General features: G+C 65.8%; 18 protein-coding genes. 13 read left to right on the top strand and 5 right to left on the bottom strand.

The annotated features are described in order from the left end of the window. Positions 1-9: 9 nt before the first annotated feature. Positions 10-1,674, bottom strand: coding sequence for an acyl-CoA synthetase (locus Q7514_RS15315; RefSeq protein ID WP_330134122.1), 1,665 nt, complete (start codon positions 1,672-1,674; stop codon positions 10-12). A 78-nt stretch (positions 1,675-1,752) separates the two neighbouring features. Here Q7514_RS15315 and Q7514_RS15310 point away from each other — a divergent pair, with 78 nt between their 5' ends. Continuing rightward, positions 1,753-2,727 carry a crotonase/enoyl-CoA hydratase family protein gene (locus Q7514_RS15310; protein ID WP_330134121.1) on the top strand — a complete coding sequence of 325 codons (975 nt, stop codon included), beginning with the start codon at positions 1,753-1,755 and terminating at the stop codon, positions 2,725-2,727. A 99-nt stretch (positions 2,728-2,826) separates the two neighbouring features. Here Q7514_RS15310 and Q7514_RS15305 read toward each other — a convergent pair whose 3' ends face one another. Continuing rightward, on the bottom strand, positions 2,827-3,864 hold the full coding sequence (locus Q7514_RS15305) for an LLM class F420-dependent oxidoreductase (protein WP_330134120.1): 1,038 nt from the start codon (positions 3,862-3,864) through the stop codon (positions 2,827-2,829). 90 nt (positions 3,865-3,954) lie between these two features. Here Q7514_RS15305 and Q7514_RS15300 point away from each other — a divergent pair, with 90 nt between their 5' ends. The 8 genes from Q7514_RS15300 (at position 3,955) to Q7514_RS15265 (ending at position 10,420) form a co-directional block, all read left to right on the top strand. Beyond that, positions 3,955-4,929 carry a Zn-ribbon domain-containing OB-fold protein gene (locus tag Q7514_RS15300; RefSeq protein WP_330134119.1) on the top strand — a complete coding sequence of 325 codons (975 nt, stop codon included), beginning with the start codon at positions 3,955-3,957 and terminating at the stop codon, positions 4,927-4,929. 13 nt (positions 4,930-4,942) lie between these two features. Continuing rightward, positions 4,943-6,004, top strand: a complete 1,062-nt coding sequence (locus Q7514_RS15295; RefSeq protein ID WP_330134118.1) for a thiolase domain-containing protein — start codon at positions 4,943-4,945, stop codon at positions 6,002-6,004. Beyond that, complete coding sequence (locus Q7514_RS15290; RefSeq protein WP_330134117.1) at positions 6,004-7,179, top strand: thiolase domain-containing protein; 1,176 nt, start codon at positions 6,004-6,006, stop codon at positions 7,177-7,179. Before Q7514_RS15295 ends, Q7514_RS15290 begins: the two co-directional genes overlap by 1 nt. 13 nt (positions 7,180-7,192) lie before the next feature. Next, positions 7,193-8,071 (top strand): TIGR03619 family F420-dependent LLM class oxidoreductase, encoded by an 879-nt coding sequence (locus Q7514_RS15285; protein ID WP_330134263.1) that lies wholly within the window; start codon positions 7,193-7,195, stop codon positions 8,069-8,071. Continuing rightward, the gene (locus Q7514_RS15280; protein ID WP_330134116.1) at positions 8,068-8,481 is read left to right on the top strand and encodes a nuclear transport factor 2 family protein; all 414 of its coding nucleotides are present in this window, start codon (positions 8,068-8,070) and stop codon (positions 8,479-8,481) included. The genes Q7514_RS15285 and Q7514_RS15280 overlap by 4 nt, the downstream gene beginning before the upstream one ends. A 9-nt stretch (positions 8,482-8,490) precedes the next feature. After that, positions 8,491-9,063: a nucleotidyltransferase family protein gene (locus Q7514_RS15275; RefSeq protein ID WP_330134115.1), complete on the top strand. Its 573-nt coding sequence runs from the start codon at positions 8,491-8,493 to the stop codon at positions 9,061-9,063. A 71-nt stretch (positions 9,064-9,134) separates the two neighbouring features. Further along, positions 9,135-9,734 carry a TetR/AcrR family transcriptional regulator gene (locus tag Q7514_RS15270; protein WP_330134114.1) on the top strand — a complete coding sequence of 200 codons (600 nt, stop codon included), beginning with the start codon at positions 9,135-9,137 and terminating at the stop codon, positions 9,732-9,734. Further along, positions 9,731-10,420, top strand: coding sequence for a YqeB family protein (locus Q7514_RS15265; RefSeq protein WP_330134113.1), 690 nt, complete (start codon positions 9,731-9,733; stop codon positions 10,418-10,420). The genes Q7514_RS15270 and Q7514_RS15265 overlap by 4 nt, the downstream gene beginning before the upstream one ends. Here the strand turns inward: Q7514_RS15265 and Q7514_RS15260 are convergent. Continuing rightward, on the bottom strand, positions 10,410-11,663 hold the full coding sequence (locus tag Q7514_RS15260) for a cytochrome P450 (protein WP_330134112.1): 1,254 nt from the start codon (positions 11,661-11,663) through the stop codon (positions 10,410-10,412). The genes Q7514_RS15265 and Q7514_RS15260 overlap by 11 nt on opposite strands. Before the next feature lie 201 nt (positions 11,664-11,864). On the opposite strand from Q7514_RS15260, the gene Q7514_RS15255 reads away from it, so the two are divergent. From Q7514_RS15255 to Q7514_RS15245, 3 genes are all read left to right on the top strand, one after another. Then, positions 11,865-13,028, top strand: coding sequence for a steroid 3-ketoacyl-CoA thiolase (locus tag Q7514_RS15255; RefSeq protein ID WP_330134111.1), 1,164 nt, complete (start codon positions 11,865-11,867; stop codon positions 13,026-13,028). Between the two features lie 2 nt (positions 13,029-13,030). Further along, a complete protein-coding gene (locus tag Q7514_RS15250; protein ID WP_330134110.1) occupies positions 13,031-13,519 on the top strand; it encodes a nitroreductase family deazaflavin-dependent oxidoreductase in 489 nt (162 codons plus the stop codon). A gap of 78 nt (positions 13,520-13,597) precedes the next feature. Then, positions 13,598-14,257: a GNAT family N-acetyltransferase gene (locus Q7514_RS15245; protein ID WP_330134109.1), complete on the top strand. Its 660-nt coding sequence runs from the start codon at positions 13,598-13,600 to the stop codon at positions 14,255-14,257. A 105-nt stretch (positions 14,258-14,362) separates the two neighbouring features. On the opposite strand, the gene Q7514_RS15240 is transcribed toward Q7514_RS15245, so the two are convergent. Further along, the gene (locus tag Q7514_RS15240; RefSeq protein ID WP_330134108.1) at positions 14,363-15,277 is read right to left on the bottom strand and encodes an SDR family oxidoreductase; all 915 of its coding nucleotides are present in this window, start codon (positions 15,275-15,277) and stop codon (positions 14,363-14,365) included. Next, complete coding sequence (locus Q7514_RS15235; RefSeq protein ID WP_330134107.1) at positions 15,274-16,050, bottom strand: SDR family oxidoreductase; 777 nt, start codon at positions 16,048-16,050, stop codon at positions 15,274-15,276. The genes Q7514_RS15240 and Q7514_RS15235 overlap by 4 nt, the downstream gene beginning before the upstream one ends. A gap of 245 nt (positions 16,051-16,295) precedes the next feature. On the opposite strand from Q7514_RS15235, the gene Q7514_RS15230 reads away from it, so the two are divergent. Further along, positions 16,296-17,816, top strand: a complete 1,521-nt coding sequence (locus Q7514_RS15230) for a hypothetical protein (RefSeq protein ID WP_330134262.1) — start codon at positions 16,296-16,298, stop codon at positions 17,814-17,816. The last annotated feature ends 11 nt before the right edge of the window (positions 17,817-17,827 follow it).

The following is a 17,827-nucleotide window of genomic DNA, read 5'->3' as shown; positions in this document are numbered from 1 at the left end:
GGGTTCCTACTATCCTGTCGCGGCGGTGGCGGCAGTGCCGTTGCTGTAGATATCGTCGGCCGGCCGGGTTTCGGTTTGCTCCTTGGCCCAGCGGTAGTCGGGCTTACCCGCCGGTGAACGCTTGACCTCGTCGACGAACCAGATGCTCCGCGGCACCTTGTATCCGGCAATCGAGGCGCGGGCGTTCTCGACGAGTTCGGCCAGGGTGGGACGACTGCCCGGTCGCGCGGCGACTACCGCAGCGACCCGCTGACCGAATCGCTCGTCGGGGACGCCGACGACGAGAACGTCGAACACGTCGGGGTGCCCCTTGAGTGCGGCCTCGACTTCCTCGGGGTAGATCTTCTCGCCACCGCTGTTGATCGACGCCGAACCGCGGCCGAGCATGGTCACAGTGCCATCGGCTTCGATCTGCGCATAGTCACCGGGAATGGAGTACCGCACGCCGTTGAATTCGCGGAACGTCGCCTTCGTCTTGGCTTCGTCGTTGTAGTACCCGATCGGGATATGCCCCTTGCGGGCGAGCAACCCCACTTTGCCGTCACCCGGCTGCAGTGGGGTGCCGTCCTCGTCGATCACGTCGGTCGACGCGTCGATCTTCACGGTGGGGGCACCGACGTGCGCCTGCCCCTTCTCGACGACTCCGATTCCGGAGAACCCGGTCTCCGATGAGCCGATGGAGTCGGTGATCATGCAATTCGGGAGCAGCTCGAGGAACCGTTCCTTGAGCGCCGGGGAGAAGAGCGCTGCGCTGGATCCCATGAAATACATCGACGAGAGGTCATAGGGCTTGCCGGTTTTCGGGTTTCCCTGTTCTAGGGCATCGATCATGGGACGGCCCATCGCATCGCCGGTGATGAAGATGACGTTGACTTTGTGTTCCTCGATTACACGCAGTGTGTCGTGGCCGTCGAACTCGGGGTGCATGATCAGTTTGCCGCCGCCGAACAGCGCCTGCAACAGCGCCCACTGCGCACCACCGTGGATCATCGGCGGGATCGGGAAACGCACCATCACCGGATTCGCGGCGCCGGTCCGGGCGAGTTCCCATTCGTCGGCCACGTACTCGCCGGTGAGGAAGTTGATGCCGCCGCCGAGGACGCGCCACACGTCTTCCTGCCGCCACATCACGCCCTTCGGCTTTCCGGTGGTGCCGCCCGTGTAGAGCATGTACAGGTCGTCGGGGCTGCGTTCCTCGAAGTCACGCTCCGGTGAGCTCTGTGCGAGCGCCTGCTCGTAGTCGACTCCGCGGTAGCCGGAGTAGTCGAGCCCACTCTCGTCGTCGACGACGAGCGAAGTCTTCACCAACGGTGTCGTCGGCAGCACGTTCGCGACCTTGTCGGCGTACCTGCGCTCGTGAACGAGCGCCACCATGTCCGAGTCCTCGAAGATGTGCTGCAACTCGTTCTCGACGTACCGGAAGTTGATGTTGACCACTACCGCACGGATCTTGAACACCGCGATCATCGCCTCGACGGCCTCGATCGTGTTACGCGAGTAGATGCCCACCTTGTCGCCGGGTTCCACACCCTGTTTCTGCAGGTAGTGACCGAGACGGTTGGTCCGGTCCTCCAGCTGCGCATAGGTGAGTTCGCGACCGTCCGACGCGAGTGCGACGCGGTCGGGTACGAGGTCGATGGCGTGCTCTACGAGGTCTGCGATATTTAGGGCCACGCCATCAAAATAGAACGTGTTATCGTTTCTGACAAGACCCGGATTGAGATCCAGTTCACAACACTTCAGGAGTTCTCAGTGTCCACTACCGCCTCCACCGGCGCTGCCGAAACTTCGGACATTTCGGAGCGCGCTCCGCACTGCCTCGTCGAGCAACGCGGTCACACCCTGATCGTCACGATGAATCGTCCGGAAGCACGAAACGCTTTGTCGGGCGAGATGATGGCGATCATGACCGAGGCGTGGGACCGCGTCGACAACGATCCCGAGATCCGCGTCGCGATCCTCACCGGCGCGGGCGGGGCATTCTGCGCGGGCGCCGACCTCAAGGACATGAACAAGTCTGCACCCGGCGACAAGTTCGAGCAGGGCGAGCGAAGCGACGGGAAGGGTGGCGGCGAGCGAAGCGACGGGAAGGGTGGCGGCGAGCGAAGCGACGGGAAGGGTGGCGGCGAGCGAAGCGACGGGGAGGGTGGCGGCGAGCGAAGCGACGGGGAGGGTGGCGGCGGAGGCTGGGACCTGTCGAAGCTGCCGGCACTACTCAAGGGCCGCCGGCTGAAGAAGCCCCTCATCGCAGCAGTCGAGGGCCCCGCCATCGCGGGCGGCACCGAGATCCTCCAGGCCACCGACATCCGCGTCGCCGGAGAGAACGCGAAATTTGGTGTGTCCGAAGCGAAGTGGGGACTGTTCCCACTCGGCGGCTCGGCGGTGCGGCTCGTGCGTCAGATCCCGTACACGATCGCCGCCGACATCCTGCTCACCGGTCGCCACCTGAAGGCGCCCGAGGCCAAGGAGATCGGGCTCATCGGACACGTCGTCGAAGACGGCCGAGCCCTCGACAAGGCCCTCGAGATCGCCGAGACGATTTCCGCCAATGGACCGGTCGCGGTGCAGGCGGTCCTCGAGACCATCCGCCGGTCCGAGGGGCTCCACGAAGAAGAAGCCTTCCGCATCGACGCGGAACTCGGTGCTGCGGTATTCAAGAGCGCCGACGCGAAAGAGGGCCCCCGCGCCTTCGTCGAGAAGAGGGCGCCGAAGTTCACCGGCCAGTAATCACAGACCCGCGCATCACCTACGCGCGGTGCGCGGGCAGAAACATCCGGCCGACGGAGTGTGTCTGCCCGCGCACCGCGCGTATGCATCGTTGACCGACTATCCCAGCACGACGTCGGCCAGCAACTCCACATGCTCGGCGTCGCGGCACGACACCAGGAGCATTGTCACTCCCGCGTCTTCCCACCGCTTCACTCCCTCGCGCACCTCGTCGTGGTCGCCGACGATCATCGTCTCGGTGACCATCTCGTCCGGGATCGCTGCAGCCGCCTCGTCCTTGCGTCCTGCGCGGAACAGTTCGGTCACCTCGTCGACCACATCTCCGTAGCCCATTCGGCGGTAGACCTGCGCGTGGAAGTTCAACTCGGGCGCACCCATTCCGCCGACGTAGAGCGCAGTGACAGGCTTCATTCCAGCGATCGTTGCGGCACGGTCGTCGGTCACCACCACCTGGCAGGTCGCCGCAACCTCGAAATCTTCACGAGTGCGACGCGCCCCCGGACGGGCGAATCCCTCGTCGAGCCATTCGTTGTACATCGGGGCAAGGCGTGGTGAGTAATAGATCGCGAGCCAGCCGTCCGCGATCTCCGCGGTGAGCGCGACGTTCTTCGGACCCTCGGCGCCGAGCCAGATCGGGATGTCGGGCCGGAGCGGATGTGTGATGGACTTGAGCGGCTTACCGAGTCCGGTCGAACCCTCCCCGGAGTACGGCAGCGGATAGTGCGGGCCCGCGCTGGTGACGGGTTCTTTGCGCGAAAGGACGTTGCGGATGATCGACACGTATTCGCGGGTCCGGGCCAGAGGTTTCGCGAACGGCTGGCCGTACCAGCCTTCGACGACCTGCGGTCCGGACACACCCAGGCCGAGAATGTGCCTGCCACCGGAGAGATGGTCGAGAGTGAGCGCGTGCATAGCACAACTCGTCGGGGTTCGTCCGGAGATCTGCACGACGGAGGTGCCGAGCCGCACTCGCTCGGTTGCCGAGCCCCACCATGACAGTGGCGTGAAGGCATCCGATCCCCACGATTCGGCGGCGAAGACCGCATCGAAGCCCGCAGCTTCGGCTGCAGTAACAAGTTCTGGCCCGTTGACGGGCGGCTGCGCACCCCAATACCCCAGTTGCAGTCCCAGTTTCATTGCGCACCTTTCAGGTCGGTCAACGGGCCATGCCGCGCTGTTCACACGCTACTCTTGCCAGCGACATTAGAACCTGTTCTACTCGAAGATGTGAGCCTGGGAAAGAGCGCGGTCGTCGAGCCGCCACTGAGAGCCCCGTTGAATCTCCAGTTCGACTACACCCGATCCACCGGGCCGACCGTCGGCGCATTCGTCACCGGTTTGCGCGACGGGCGGATCGTCGGCGCACGTAGTTCGGACGGCCGAGTCCTCGTCCCTCCCCCGGAATACGACGCGATCACGCATGATTCGCTCGTCGACTTCGTCGAGGTCGGACAGACCGGCACCGTGGTGAGCTGGACGTGGAATCCCGAGCCGTTGCCCGGACAACCGTTCGACCGCCCCTTTGCGTGGGCCCTGATCCGGCTCGACGGCGCAGACTCGTCGCTGCTGCACGCCGTCGACGTTTCCTCCCCCGACGCCATCACTACCGGCATGCGGGTGCGGGTCCGGTGGGCCGACGAGCGAGTCGGCGACATCCACGACATCGTCGCTTTCGAGCCCGGCGAGGCCGCGGAATCACTCGCTTCGAGCACCGACACCGACCCGGTCTCCATGATCACCACCCCCCTCGATCTGCAGTACACGCACACGGCGTCCCCCGAGGAGTCGTGGTACCTGCGCGGATTGAAGGAAGGCAAGCTTGTCGGCGGGCGGACCGGGCCCGACGGCAAGGTGTACGTCCCGCCACGTGGCGCGAGCCCCACCGACGGCGTTCCGACGAAGGAACACGTCGAGTTGTCCGACAAGGGCGTCGTCACCACATTCTGCATCGTCAACGTGCCTTTCATGGGCCAACAGATCAAGCCCCCATACGTTGCGGCATACGTGTTGCTCGACGGCGCCGACATCCCGTTCCTGCACCTGATTCTCGAGTGCGATGCCGCGGACGTCCGCATGGGCATGCGCGTCGAAGCGAAGTGGCGACCGCAGGAGGACTGGGACTACACCCTCAAGAACATCGAGTACTTCCGTCCCACAGGCGAACCCGACGCCGACTTCGACACCTTCAAACACCATCTCTAGGAGCCGCGGAATCATGACAGACATTGCAGTCGTCGGCTTCGCGCACGCTCCACACGTCCGCGAAACGCACGGCACCACGAACGGTGTCGAAATGCTCGTACCCTGCTTCCAGGCGCTCTACGAGAAGCTCGGAATCACCAAGTCCGACATCGGTTTCTGGTGCTCCGGATCGTCCGATTACCTCGCCGGCCGCGCGTTCTCGTTCATCTCGGCCATCGACGCGATCGGTGCAGTTCCTCCGATCAACGAGTCGCACGTCGAGATGGACGCAGCGTGGGCCCTCTACGAAGCGTGGGTCAAGCTCATCACCGGCGAGGTCGACACCGCACTCGTGTACGGGTTCGGAAAATCGTCGGCAGGCACGCTGCGGCGCACCCTGTCGCTGCAGCTCGATCCGTATCTCGTCGCACCGCTCGGTCTCGACTCCGTGTCGCTCGCCGGCCTTCAGGCGCGGATCGGGCTCGACTCCGGCAAGTGGACCGCGGAGCAGATGGCCGAGGTCGCCGTGCAGGCCCGCGCCGCCGCGAAGAACCGCCCCGACGCCCAGATCAGTGGCGATGTCACCATCGAAGAACTGCTCGCGCAGCCGTACATCGCCGACCCGCTACGCACCCACGACTGCGCGCCGGTCACCGACGGCGCAGCTGCGATCGTCCTCGCGTCCGGCGACCGCGCACGAGAGCTGTGCGAGAACCCCGCGTGGCTCACCGGGATCGAGCATCGCATCGACTCCCCGAACTTCGGCGCCGCCGACCTGACGTCCGCACCGTCCGCGCGTGCCGCCGCTCATGCTGTCACCGGTGGCGACACCTCCTTCGACATCGCCGAGCTGCACGCGCCTTTCACCCACCAGGAGTTGATCCTGCGTGAGGAGATCGGATTGAACGGCAACACTTCGATCAATCCGTCGGGTGGCCCGCTGACCGGCAATCCGATGTTCTCCGGTGGGCTGGAACGAATCGGCTTCGCCGCCCAGGCAATCATGGACGGGAAGGCCGGCCGGGCACTCGCCCACGCGACGGGTGGCGCTGTGCTGCAACAGAATCTGGTAGCCGTTCTGGAGGGACGAAACTGATGGCGAAGCAACCTGCGGCGGTCCTCGGAACGGGACAGACCCACTACGTCGCGAAGCGGCACGACGTCTCGATGTCGGGACTCGTCCGTGAAGCAATCGACCGGGCCATGGCCGACGCGCATGTCGGCTGGAACGACATCGACGCCGTCGTGATCGGCAAGGCCCCCGACCTGTTCGAAGGCGCGATGATGCCGGAATTGGCGATGGCCGATGCTATCGGCGCCACCGGCAGACCCCTGCTTCGCGTGCACACCGCCGGATCCGTCGGCGGTTCGACCGCCAACGTTGCCACGAGCCTCGTCCAGGCCGGTGTCCACCGTCGTGTGCTCGCAGTCGCGTGGGAGAAACAATCCGAATCCAACGCGATGTGGGCGCTGTCCACACCGGTGCCGTTCACGATGCCGGTCGGTGCGGGAGCGGGTGGCTACTTCGCGCCGCACGTCCGCTCGTACATCCGCCGCTCCGGAGCACCGGAGCACATCGGTTCGATGGTCGCCGTCAAAGACCGCCTCAACGGCGCGAAGAACCCGTACGCCCACCTCAAGCAGCCCGACATCACGTTCGAGAAGGTGCAGGCCTCGCAGATGCTGTGGGATCCCATCCGCTACGACGAAACGTGCCCGTCCTCCGACGGGGCGTGCGCCGTGGTGCTCGGCGACGCCGACAGCGCTGCCGCGGCCGAGGCGGACGGGCGCACCGTCGCGTGGATCCACGCGACCGCGATGCGCACCGAACCGACCACCTATGCCGGCCGCGACCAGGTGAACCCCGAAGCAGGTAGGATCGCTGCCGCAGCGCTGTGGAAGCAGGCCGGGATCACCGATCCACTCACCGAAATAGACTGCGCAGAGATCTACGTCCCGTTCTCCTGGTTCGAGCCGATGTGGCTCGAGAACCTCGGATTCGCCCCGGAGGGCGGTGGGTGGAAGCTCACGGAGGCAGGGGAAACCGCGATCGGCGGGCAACTCCCCGTCAACATGTCCGGCGGCGTGCTGTCGTCGAACCCGATCGGCGCGTCGGGCATGATCCGCTTCGCGGAAGCCGCAATCCAGGTCATGGGCAAGGCCGGCGACCACCAGGTCGAGGGCGCACGCAAGGCATTCGGTCACGCGTACGGCGGTGGCTCGCAGTATTTCTCGATGTGGGTAGTCGGATCGGACAAGCCTTCCAACTAGGAGAATCGTCGTGGTGAAATTCACCGTCGGTGTCGCGATGACGCCACTCGATCAGCTCGCAGGGATCGCGAAGGCCGCCGAGGAGTGCGGATTCTCGTCGATCGCGCTGCCCGATTCGCTGTTCTACATGGAGGAGCAGACCGTCGACTACCCGTACACCCCTGACGGGTCACGGATGTGGACGCCTGACACGCCCTGGGTGGACCCGCTCATCGCCGCAGCTGCGATGGGGGCAGCTACGTCGACGATCGAGTTCTACACCCAGGTGCTCAAACTCGGTTCCCGTAACCCGGTGTTGCTCGCGCGCCAGGTGGGTTCGGTCGCGAACCTCACGAACAACCGGTTCGGGCTCGGCGTCGGGATCGGCTGGGCACCAGAAGAATTCGAGTGGTGCGGCGTTCCCTACGCACGGCGCGGCAAGCGGGTCGACGAGATGATCGACGTGCTGAAACTCATCCTCGGGGGCGGGATGGTCGAGCACCACGGTGAGTTCTACGATTTCGACCGTCTGCAGATGAGCCCCGCGCCCAGCAAACCGGTGCCGTTCTACGTCGGTGGCCACACCGACGTGGCGTTGCGCCGGGCCGCGCGGGTCGGTGACGGCTGGACCTCGGCAATGATCAAGTTCGACGATCTCGTCCCGGTGATCGACCGCCTGCGCTCTCTGCGCGACGAGTACGGTCGCAGCGACACTGCCTTCGAGATCCAGACGGTGTGCATAGACAAGTTCGGCTCGTCCGGTTACAGCGAACTCGCGGATGCGGGGGTCACCGACATCATCGTCGTGCCCTGGATATTCGACGGTCACGGATTCGATTCCCCCCTCGAAGCCAAGCAGGAATCGTTACGAAAGTTCGCCGACAAGTTCATCCACGGGAAGGACACAGCATGAGCGAGGAACACCCCGCACGTATCGCAGCACGCGCGTCACAGACCGCTGCGAGCGCAAAGCGCAAGGACGACTGGCTCGCATTGTTCGCCGAGGACGGATGTGTGGAGGACCCGGTGGGCCCGTCGGGGTTCGACCCTGAAGGCAAGGGACATCACGGGCGCGAGGCGATCGCGGCGTTCTACGACATGACGATAGCGAACACCGAGAAGCTCGAGTTCCTCGTCGACGATGTCCTGGTGTGCGGCGACGAGTGCGTCAACATCGGCACCATTCGCACCACGCTGGCAGGCAACATCATCGACGCCGAGGGCGTGTTCGTCTACCGGGTGAACGAGGAAGGCAAGATCGCGTCGCTGCGCGCCTTCTGGGAAGTCGATCGAGCAATGAAGACGGTGCGCCCGGCCCAGTAGAGTCGGCGCATGACTGTCACCGGGATCGTCCTTGCTGCAGGGGACGGCTCACGGTTGGGTGGACGGGCGAAAGCCCTGCTCCCCCACCGGGGCCGTCCCCTGCTGCATTCCGTCGTCGATGCTCTCGAACAAGGTGGATGCGACAGGACGATCGTGGTGGTCGGCGCGTACGCCGACGAGGTGGCCGCGGTGTGCCCGCCCGGCACAACCCTCGTGCACAATCCCCGGTGGGAGGATGGCATGTCGACGTCGCTGCAGCGCGGGGTCGATGCCGCGGCCGGCTCGGACGTGATCGCACTGACGGTCGTGGACTTCCCCGGCATCAACGCCGACCTCGTGCGCGCAGTCCTGACAGCACACGAGTCCGGAACCGTGACGCTGCCGAGTTTCGGCGACCGCCCCGGCCATCCCGTCGTCTTCGACCTCGTCGACGCCGTTGCGGCGGCGCAGCAGGCCACGGGAGACGAGGGCGCCCGGTCATTCGTCTCCCGCAATCGCGACCGAGTCCGGCGGCTGGACTGCGCGGGTCTCGCAGACCCCGGCGACATCGACACCGTCGACGACCTGCACCGGCTGAACTGAGTTCGCCCACTCCTGCGGCACACAGAAATAATTGATTGACTTACTAGTCAATCAATTATTATTCTGTCCTCATGGCCCGCACCGTAGACCCCGAACTCCAAGCACAACGCCGCAACGCCATCACCGACGCTGCCGCCACGCTCTTCGCCGAACACGGCTACGACGCAACACCGGTGACCGCGATCGCGAAGGCCGCGGGGGTCAGCTCGGGTACGGTGTTCCACTACTTCGGCGACAAACGCGGGGTCTTCCGGGCCATCTTCGAGCGCGATCTCCCGGAATCCCAGGCGATGATCGAGCGCTATCGCGACGCCGTGGACCCCCTTGCGGCGATACTCGACATCGTCGCCGAGCTGGTCGAACCCGCTTCCGACCCGCTCGCCTCGGGCCTCGTGGTCGAGGTGATTCGACAGGTCACTCACGACCCACAACTCGCCGTGATCCTCGAAGAAACGGACGCCGTTGTGAACCGAGGGCTCAGCGACCTCCTCCGCCGCGCGCACGGCCGGATCGACCCCTCGCTCGACCCGGACGCGACCGCCACCTGGATCCGCGCGATCACGGATTCCGCATTTCTCTACGCAGACAACCCGACCGCCGTGGCACCCGTAGACACCATGCGCACGGTCATCCACCGCTATCTCACCGGACACCCAGGAGAAAGATCATGACGAAAATGCGTGACGATGCAACGAAGATCTCGATCTCCTGGACGATCCCTGCCGTCGTGGCGGTGGCCTGCATCCTCGCGGGCATCGGGCTCGGCTTCGCAGCTCCCCCGGTCTGCCGCTGGGCCGTCGACACACTGCCCACGGTCCCCGGACCGGTCGAAATCCTCTCCGAATCGACCACCGCATGGTCGCTGCCGATCCTGACCATCATCGGGATCATCGGAGGCGTCATTCTCGCCATGATGTCCATCGGCGAATCACTCACCGTCACCGTCGATTCCGACGGCATACTTCTCGAGCAGGACGACGACGCACTCTACGTTCCGCGAAACAAGATCGTCGGCGCCCACCTCGACGAGAAAGACCTGGTCCTGACTGACGTCACGCGGCGCGAACTCGCCCGTCGCAGTATCGGCGACCTCGACAAGGTCGCCGTCGCCCACGCATTCACCGAGCACGGATACCCCTGGACCGACACGTCACATCACGATGGCGAATTCACCCGGTGGATCGACGGTGACCCGACCCTCGACGGCAAGATCCACGCGCTGCTCCGCGAACGACGCACCGCACTCTCCCGCAAGGATTTCCATGTAGCCGGGCAGCTCCACGAAACACTGCAGGAGCGCGGCATCGTCGTCCGCGATCGCAAGGAACGCCAGGAGTACCGCCGGGTCAGTGCTTGACCGGGCACCCGCCCTGCGTCTTGTAGTCGACCTGGAATTCCTTGATCCCGTTGAGCCATCCCGAGCGCAGCCGATGCGGATCGGAGATCTTGGTGATATCCGGAATGTGGTCTGCGATCGCGTTGAAGATCAGGTCGATCTCCATGCGAGCGAGGTTCGCGCCGAGGCAGTAGTGCGCGCCGGTTCCACCGAATGCGAGATGCGGGTTGGGATCCCGGAGAATGTCGAACTCGCGCGGATTGTCGAAGACCTCTTCGTCGTTGTTGGCCGACGCGTACAGCATCACGACGCGGTCGCCCTTCTTGATCGACTGTCCACCGAGTTCGGTGTCCTCGAGCGCGGTGCGCTGGAACGAGATGACCGGGGTGGCCCAGCGGATGATCTCGTCGGCAGCGGTCTTCGGGCGATCGCGTTTGAAGATCTCCCACTGCTCGGGATTGTCGAGGAACGCCGCCATGCCGTGCGAAATGGCGTTGCGGGTGGTCTCGTTACCTGCGACCGCGAGCACGATGAAGAAGAAACCGAATTCCTCGGGCGCGAGTTCGTCGCCGTCGATGTCGGCCTCGATGAGGGTGGTGACGATGTCGTCTGCCGGGTTCGCCTTGCGCTCGGCGGCCATCTGGTACGCGTACCCGAGGACCTCCATCGACGCTGCTGCCGGATCGGCGGTGTTGTCAGGATCGTCGTACCCGGTCATCTGGTTGGACCACTCGAAGATCTTCGCGCGATCGTCCTGCGGGACGCCGATGAGATCGGCGATGGCCTGCAGCGGCAGCTCGGCGGCGATCTGGGTGACGAAATCACCCTCGCCTTCCTTGCATGCCTCGGCGACGATCTTCTCTGCACGCGAATTCAATTCGTCGCGCAGACCGTTGATCGCGCGGGGTGTGAAACCACGCGCGACCAGCTTGCGCAGCTTGGTGTGCTCGGGCGCGTCCTTGTTGAGCAGGACGTGGCGCTGAAGCTCGATGGCTTCGCGCGGCATGTCGTCGTTGAACCGCGGGATGGCGGTGTTCTCCCAGTTGGAGAACACATCGCTCCGGCGGGAGACTTCGCGGACCTCCTCGTGGCGGGACACGACCCAGAAGCCCTCGTCGTGGAAGCCGCTGACATCCGGCGACTTCTTGTTCCACCAGACCGGTGCCGTCTTACGCAGTTCGGCGAATTCTTCGAACGGCATACGCTCCGCAAAAAGATCGGGATCTGTGAAGTCGATGCCTTCGGGGATGCTGGGCTGTGCCACCACTGAACCTCTCCTGCCCTTGCGCGGGACCCGCGCTGTAATGTGGAACACGTTCTAGAATCATTGAAGCACAGCACACGCGACTCGCCAAGGAAACCGTGCTTCCAAACATCGAGACCACCTCTTGCACCACTCGATAACCTGTTCTATTTTCCGAGGTAGGAACGTTGCCCCGAGAGGGCACACAGAAAGGAGCCCGCAGTGGGCACACCCGTCATCGTCGAGGCCGCACGCACCCCGATCGGTAAGCGAGGTGGATGGCTCTCCGGTCTCCACGCCGCCGAGATCCTCGGTGCGGCGCAGAGCGGACTGATCGAACGGGCCGGGATCGACCCGGCACTCGTCGAACAGGTCATCGGTGGCTGCGTCACTCAGGCCGGCGCCCAGTCCAACAACATCACCCGCACGGCCTGGCTGCACGCCGGGCTCCCGTGGCAGGTCGGCGCCACCACGATCGACTGCCAGTGCGGCTCCGCGCAGCAGGCAAATCATCTGATCGCGGGCCTCATCGCGACCGGCACCATCGACGCCGGGATCGCATGCGGTGTCGAAGCGATGACGCAGGTTCCGCTCGGCGCCAACGTCGGCGACCAGGCCGGACCCCGCCGGCCCGAATCGTGGAACATCGACATGCCGAACCAGTTCGAGGCCGCCGAACGCATCGCCCGCCGCCGCGGCATCACCCGCGACGACGTCGATGCCCTCGGCGTTCGCTCCCAGCAGCTCGCGAAGCAGGCGTGGGACGAAGCCCGCTTCGAACGTGAGGTCCTGCAGGTCGTCGCCCCCGTGGTCGACAAGGAAGGTAATCACACCGGCGAGAAGCAGACCGTCACCCGCGACCAGGGTCTGCGCGACACCTCGCCCGAATCCCTCCGCAAGCTGAAGCCCGTGCTCGACGGCGGCATCCACACCGCGGGCACCTCGTCGCAGATCTCCGACGGCGCAGCCGCCGTGCTCCTGATGGACGAGGACAAGGCGAAGGCACTGGGCCTGAAGCCGCGCGCTCGCATCGTCTCGCAGGCACTCGTCGGCGCCGAGCCCGAGTTCCATCTCGACGGCCCCGTGCAGGCGACGGCGAAGGTGCTCGAGAAATCCGGTATGAGCATCGGCGACCTCGATCTGTTCGAGGTCAACGAGGCCTTCGCGTCGGTGCTGCTGTCGTGGGCTCAGGTCCACGGACCCGACATGGACAAGGTCAACGTCAACGGCGGTGCGATCGCGCTGGGGCACCCGGTCGGGTCGACCGGGTCGCGGCTGATCACGACGGCGCTGCACGAACTCGAGCGGCGCGACGCATCGACGGCACTGATCACCATGTGTGCAGGTGGCGCGCTCGCCACGGGCACCATCATCGAACGCGTCTGATCATGGGCGCTGAAACCGGAAACACTGGGGCGGCCCCCAAGGGTCTCGATTCGAAGGCGACGAGCTCGATCATCAAGTGGATGTCGCGTGTGAACGTGGTCCTGTATCGGGCCACCGGTGGCCGCCTCGGTGGAAAGTGGCGGGTGGGCAGCGCATTTCCGTGGGGAATCCCGGTGTGCCTGCTCACCACCACCGGCCGGAAGACCGGGCAACCACGCACCGCTCCCCTGTTGTTCCTCGAGGCCGACGGCAAGGTGCTCCTCGTCGCGTCCCAGGGCGGGCTGCCGAAGCACCCGCTGTGGTTCCGCAACATCCAGGCGAATCCCGAGGTGACCGTCCAGATCCGGTCGGATATCCGTAAGCTGACGGCGCGCGTCGCCACGGATACGGAACGCGCACGGTACTGGCCGGAACTCACCGCGATGTATCCGGATTTCGACAACTACCAGTCGTGGACCGATCGTGTCATTCCCGTCGTCGTCTGCGAGTGATGTCGGCTGACGCACCGCGCCTCGAAGCGCAATACTGGTAAGCGCATTGTTCATGCTCTCGAGAGGGGATGTCACGCGATGGCAACCACGAATCACGACCAGGTCCTCGATCGCCGCGAAGTCGCGGCCGCGCTGTTGCGCGCGCTCGAACGCCGGCACGAGGTACTCGACGCGATCGTCGAGAGCAACGATCGAGCCGCCGCCATCGCCGCTATCGGGTCGCTGCTCGACACCACCGATTTCTGTGCGGAGGCCGTCCTCGCCCTTCCGCTGGGCCGTCTGACGAAGGCAGAACGCAAGAAGATCCGCGCCGAGCTGGACGATCTCGACGCGGTTGTGAAGTGGACTACGGATTCGCGCCCGTACGCGACCGGCGAGCACTTCCGGTTGCGCCCGATCAGCGAGGATCCCGCCGACATCGAGCTGCTGAAGGCGCGCTGCGCCGAACAGCTCGGCGACGGGAGCGACGAGGCGGTCGCGGCGGAGCGCCGCAAAGGCGCTGTACTGATGGACGACGAATCGGGCATGTGGCTCGTCGCGGAGGATCTGTCCGGTGACGAGCCGAAGAAGATCGGTTTCGCGTTCGGTGAGCTGAGCGGCAACGAGGTCGAAGTGCGGATCTGGGTTCGCCCCGAGGCACGCAAGCAGGGCTACGGCACCGCCACGCTCAAGCAGGCCCGTACCGAGCTCGCGGCCTACTTCCCGGGCTCGACGCTGATCATCCGCACACCCGCATAGCTGCAGCCACTCGGCCCGTACACGGGTGACGGCCACAGCCGATCAGAGGTGGTGAACCCGCTCCCGGCCCGGTGTTCTCCGGCACGGACCGGGAGCGGGAGCTTTTCAGGCGCCGTAGACGGGGGTCGGCGGCTCGGTCGAGGCGATGAGCTTCTCGACCACCGGTCCGAGCTCCTTCGGATCCCAGCGGTCGCCCTTGTCGACGGCCTCGCCGTGTCGCCAGCCGTCGGCCAGCGACACCTTGCCGCCTTCGGCCTCGAACACGCGGCCGGTGACATCCTTCGATTCGCTGCTGCCCAGCCACACGACGAGCGGCGAGACGTTCTCGGGTGCCATCGCGTCGAATCCTTCTTCGGGCGCAGCCATCATCTCGGCCATAGCGCCGCCCGCACCGACGGTCATCCGGGTGCGTGCGGAGGGTGCGATCGCGTTGACGGTGACGCCGTAGCGACCGAACTCGGCGGCGGCCTGGATCGTCAGCGTCGCGATGCCCGCCTTGGCGGCGGCGTAGTTGCCCTGGCCGATGCTGCCCATCAAGCCGGCACCGGAACTCGTGTTGATGATGCGGGCGTCGACCGGGTTGCCGGCCTTCGACTCCGCGCGCCAGTACGTCATCGCGTGCCGCATCGGCGCAAAATGGCCCTTGAGGTGCACGCGGGTCACCGCGTCCCACTCTTGTTCGCTCATGTTCGCGAGCATGCGGTCGCGCAGGAAGCCGGCGTTGTTGACGAGCACGTCGAGGCGACCGAAGTTGTCGAGCGCTGTCTTGATGAGGTTCTCGGCGCCGGCCCAGTCCGCGACGTCGTCGCCGTTGACGACAGCCTCGCCCCCGGCCGCCCGGATCTCCTCGACGACCTGTCCCGCCGGGCTCTCTCCCGTTTCGGAACCATCGGCGCCTGCGCCGATGTCGTTGACAACGACCTTGGCGCCCTCTGCGGCGAAGGCCAGCGCGTGGGCACGTCCGAGCCCACGCCCGGCACCCGTCACGATGACGACGCGTCCGTCCAGCAGTCCACTCACTTTGTCTCCTTCGTTTGTGCCGCTGCCATGTAGGCAGGGCGTTCGCCGCCGCCATGGACGGTCAATGTCGATCCGCTGACGTATCCCGACAGCGGCGAGGCCAGAAATGCCGCGCAGTTCCCGATGTCGTCGGGGTTGGCCAGACGTCCCAGGGGCACGGTCGCGCCGACCGCGGCGATACCGGCGTCGTCGCCGTAGAACAGGTGCGACTGCTCGGTGTTCACCATGCCCACCACCACGGAGTTGACGCGCACCTTCGGCGCCCACTCGACCGCGAGAGAAGCTCCGAGACTGTCGATTCCGGCCTTCGCCGCGCCGTACGCGGCGGTGCCGGGCGACGGGCGCGACCCGCTGACGCTCGAGATGTTGACGATCGAGCCTCCGCCGTCCTGGGTCTGCATGACCGCGTTCGCGGCCTGCGCGACGAGCAGCGGCGCGAGCAGGTTGAGCTCGACGATCTTCGCGTGGAACTTCGGGCTCGCATCGGCCGCGAGTGCGTACGGGGAGCCGCCGGCATTGTTGACGAGCGCATCGAGGTGTCCGTGCCGCTCGACGATGGTCGCCACCATGGCGTGGACCTGGTCGGCGTCGCGGACATCGCACGCGAGGAACTCCGCGGTGCGGCCGTCGACCTCGTTCGGGTTCTCCGGCTCGTTACGCGCGCACGTCACCACGGTCGCGCCCGCGCGGAGGAACACCCTGGTGATGCCCGCGCCGACTCCTCGCACACCGCCTGTGACGAGCACTACTGCGCCGTCGAGTCCGAGATCCATCCTGCCTCCGCATCAATTCCCACGGCTCCGGACGTGAGCCGTACCCAGAACTTACCAAGCAATCGCTTGGTTTGGTACTGCGGGCCGGTCTTGCCCGTATCGGCCCTACTCGGCGTGGCAGAGAGGCCATGGCGCAACCGTGAGCGACACTGATCCCCGTGGATCGGATTCGAGAGGCCCTGCTCCCTTTTCGCCTGTCGCTCGTGGCCGGCACCCTCACTGCCGCCGTCGTCGGTGCGGTGGCCATGCCCGCGCATGCCGGAGCAGAGGCAGTTCCCGCCGGTTGCGTGCCATTCGGCACCGCGCAGATCCCTCCCGGAGTTCCCTCCGGCGGAGGCCACCTGGGATTGAACCTGCTACCCACCTTCCAAGGGGCCAACGCCCCGACCTCGGTCGAACTGCGGACGCCGACAACCCAGTTCAACCGATTCTGGGATTATTCGCTCGTCGGCCACGACCTGCTGACACGTCCACGCGGCTCCACAGACCCCTGGCGGTTCGTACCGATGCCGGAGTGCCTGCGAGGGCAACTCGTCGGGATCTCCGTCGACGACGACGAACTGATCGCGATCGACGGCTCCGGCTGGATCTACACGATGGACAATGCGTCCCAGGATCCGTTGACCTGGAACTGGACGTCCGCATGGGGCGCGCCGCTGTGGAGCGGGCCGGGCCGCACCATGCCCGACACCCGGCCGAACGGATGGGCGCTGAGCGTGTCGTCCCCGTGGGACAACCAGACCTACGCCGACGCGGCCGGACGCATCCACCGGGTCGGACTCGCAAAGATGACGATGGCACCTGCCCTGACCGGCGACGGAAGCCGCATCACGTACGCCGACCCGTGGCTCCCGAATGACGACAGCTATGAGATCGGTAGCCCTCTCGGTGGCCGGTTCCAATCGGTGTCGCTGTCGTCGGCGGGTTCGACGACGTTCGTGATCAACAAGTTCGGTGACATGTACACGCGCAACTTCGACTTCGACTCATCCGGGTCGGATTCGATCTTCTTCAGCTACTCCTGGGATCACGACCCGAATCGTCCGGTCGGGCCGGACGGCACCACCACCGTGATCCAGTTACCGGCCCCCGACTGGGTTCGGCAGCCGAAGATCCCCGGCGAGATCACGTCGGCTATCAGTGTGCATTCCACCGGCCCGGGCCCCGGTCGCCGGGAGCTGCGTGTCGAGGGCCATCGAGACGGCGCCACCGGTTTCTGGCACAAGCCCGTCGAAGGTGGCGCGTGGGCGTTCACTCCGGCAGAGGGGCCGAAACTCGGGTCGCCGGTGGCGAACTCGTCGCAGGATCGGTCGTCGGAGACCCTCGCCCCGCCGGCGCCGTGGAACTTGAGCGCCGACCTACCTTCTCGTGAGGCGCTGATCGACGGTCAGCTCCTCATCGACGTCGGCCTTCCGTACTCGGTGGTCGACCCGCGGATGCTGGACTCCATCAGTGCCCATGCCGGGCCGTCGGGGTACCGACTCGAGGTCGGCGCATTCGATCCGGCGGTCAGCACCCGGGACGCGTCGGTGGTCGCACCCGACGGCACCCGGATCCCGGTGTTGCTCCACACCGCCGACGGCCTGCGGTTCGCGCCGCGGGCTCCGGGACTCGACGGCGAGCCGAGGCACCTTGTCGGCGCAATCGAGCTGTCCGCCGGCTCGGCCGGTCCCGCGGTGGACGCGTTCGTGCGTGACTGGATGCGGGACAGCGCGATCGCACCGATCACACTCAGCGCCACCGAACACGACTTGGTGGTGCGCTGACGACTCCGGCG

It is taken from the genome of Rhodococcus artemisiae (assembly GCF_036327795.1).
GTDB lineage: Bacteria > Actinomycetota > Actinomycetes > Mycobacteriales > Mycobacteriaceae > Rhodococcus > Rhodococcus artemisiae.
The sequence above is the reverse complement of the archived record's forward strand: the minus strand, read 5'-3'. Positions and strand labels throughout refer to the sequence as shown.

What these genes read in the sequence shown, in the direction of transcription:
- Q7514_RS15250 (WP_330134110.1), top strand. Translation starts at nt 13,031, where the DNA reads ATGGGCGCTGAAACCGGAAACACTGGGGCGGCCCCCAAGGGTCTCGAT.
- Q7514_RS15235 (WP_330134107.1), bottom strand. Translation starts at nt 16,050, where the DNA reads ATGGATCTCGGACTCGACGGCGCAGTAGTGCTCGTCACAGGCGGTGTG.
- Q7514_RS15275 (WP_330134115.1), top strand. Translation starts at nt 8,491, where the DNA reads ATGACTGTCACCGGGATCGTCCTTGCTGCAGGGGACGGCTCACGGTTG.
- Q7514_RS15245 (WP_330134109.1), top strand. Translation starts at nt 13,598, where the DNA reads ATGGCAACCACGAATCACGACCAGGTCCTCGATCGCCGCGAAGTCGCG.
- Q7514_RS15265 (WP_330134113.1), top strand. Translation starts at nt 9,731, where the DNA reads ATGACGAAAATGCGTGACGATGCAACGAAGATCTCGATCTCCTGGACG.
- Q7514_RS15270 (WP_330134114.1), top strand. Translation starts at nt 9,135, where the DNA reads ATGGCCCGCACCGTAGACCCCGAACTCCAAGCACAACGCCGCAACGCC.
- Q7514_RS15230 (WP_330134262.1), top strand. Translation starts at nt 16,296, where the DNA reads ATGCCCGCGCATGCCGGAGCAGAGGCAGTTCCCGCCGGTTGCGTGCCA.
- Q7514_RS15305 (WP_330134120.1), bottom strand. Translation starts at nt 3,864, where the DNA reads ATGAAACTGGGACTGCAACTGGGGTATTGGGGTGCGCAGCCGCCCGTC.
- Q7514_RS15280 (WP_330134116.1), top strand. Translation starts at nt 8,068, where the DNA reads ATGAGCGAGGAACACCCCGCACGTATCGCAGCACGCGCGTCACAGACC.
- Q7514_RS15295 (WP_330134118.1), top strand. Translation starts at nt 4,943, where the DNA reads ATGACAGACATTGCAGTCGTCGGCTTCGCGCACGCTCCACACGTCCGC.
- Q7514_RS15290 (WP_330134117.1), top strand. Translation starts at nt 6,004, where the DNA reads ATGGCGAAGCAACCTGCGGCGGTCCTCGGAACGGGACAGACCCACTAC.